A 1,653-nucleotide genomic window follows, 5' to 3' on the forward strand; every position below is an offset into this window, starting at 1 on the left:
ACGACGCTGCAGGGCTCCTCGGCCAATGCGGGTGGCACGCTGGCCATGGTGGCGCGGGGTGACAATGCAGCGGATGCGCAGAATGGTGCGATCAGTGTCACGGCGGGTCAGCTGTCGGGCAAGGATGTGGTGCTCGCAGCCAGCAAGGACATCACGCTGCAATCGGGCGTTGAGAAAAGCGAGACAAAAGGGTCGAGCAGCTCCTTTGGCGCTTCGGTCGGGGTGAAGGCGAGTATTGGCGCGGGTCCCAAGGGCGCTAATGCAGGCGTCAGCGTCACGGCGTCTGTGGGTGGTTCGAAGCAGCACAGCCAGTCCGACAGTATGACGCATGTCGCAACGACGGTGACTGGTACGAACAGCGTCACCATGGTCACACCGGGCACGACGACGCTGAACGGTGCAGTGGTGTCCGGCGGTCATATCGGCATGCAGACGGGTAATCTGGTGATTACGAGCCCGCAGGATACGGCGCATTACGACAGCCATGCGACATCGAGTGGGGCGAGTATCTCCGTCCCCGTTATGGGCGTCGGTCAGACGGGTGGCGGCGCGAGTATCGCGCATAGCGCGATCACGGATGAATACCGTTCGACCGGCAAGGACCAGTCGGGCGTGTATGCGGGCGAGGGCGGCTTGGATATCGAGGTGTCGGGCAACACGCATCTGACCGGTGGGGTGATCAGCAGCACGGCGGAAGCAGACCGCAACCACTTCAGCACAGGCAGTCTGACGGCGGAGAGCCTGGAGAACATCTCGCGCTGGAGTGGCATAGGTGTCTCGGCTGGCGGCGGCTATTCGAAGGGCGAGGCGCCAAGCGATGTGCTCAAGACAGGCACGTTTGCGGTGGGTCATGAAGATCACAGCGAGAGCAGCGTCACGCAATCGGTCATCACAGGCAATATCGATGTGCAGAGTGGCAGCACGACCGGGCATTACAGCACCGATCTGGCGGGCGCGAACGGACATCTGGACAATGATTTCGACGCGAAGAAGCTGAACACGACACTCCAGATCCAGACCGCAGGCCAGACGCTGGCAGAGAGTGCTGTTGAAATCGGCGCAGCCGCTTACGACAGATATCAGCGCGATGAGGCGTCTGCCGCAGCTCACGGTGGCAGCGGGGGAGCATCAGCCAGCATGGGGCCTCCAGTGCTGGCGGCGGGTCGACCCAAAACGGGAGTTCGGATGCGTCATCGGGCCATGCCGGGTCCAGTCTCTCGGGCAATCAAAACGAAGATGTGCATCACGGAGTAGGAGGCAGGACCGGCTTCGATGGAGACTCATCTGGTAATGCAGAGTTCCGTGATGAGTATATTGGTGCTGACGGAAGCACCAACCTGACTATATGGGCCAAACGTCATACGCCGCCTGCGGAACTGAACTTCAATTACGGGATAACTGCCTCAGACGTTGGTCTCGGGCTGCTCTATGGTGCAGTAACCTGCCGAGCGGTTTTGGCGCAGCCTTTGGTACCGGGCTAGCCGCCAAGCAGTACATGGATGGAGATAAAAAAGAGGCGTTGATCTCCCTTGGTCTTGCAGGGGCAACACTGGTTGATGGCGCCAACCCAAAACTGCTTTCAGTCCTCTCTCAACTGAGAAAGATTAAGGACGCCGCCACAGCGGCTAAAGAAGAAAAAGCCGCAGGAAGCGT

Annotated in this window: 1 protein-coding gene; it reads left to right on the forward strand. The window is 60.1% G+C overall.

The genetic code is table 11. From position 1 onward, the window contains the following. On the forward strand, nucleotides 1-1,254 hold a 1,254-nt coding region (locus JCM25414_RS15250; protein ID WP_025842205.1), incomplete at its 5' end, for a hemagglutinin repeat-containing protein. Nucleotides 1,255-1,653: the final 399 nt, after the last annotated feature.

Origin of the sequence: Asaia platycodi JCM 25414 (genome assembly GCF_000614545.1) — a bacterium.
GTDB classification, from domain to species: domain Bacteria; phylum Pseudomonadota; class Alphaproteobacteria; order Acetobacterales; family Acetobacteraceae; genus Asaia; species Asaia platycodi.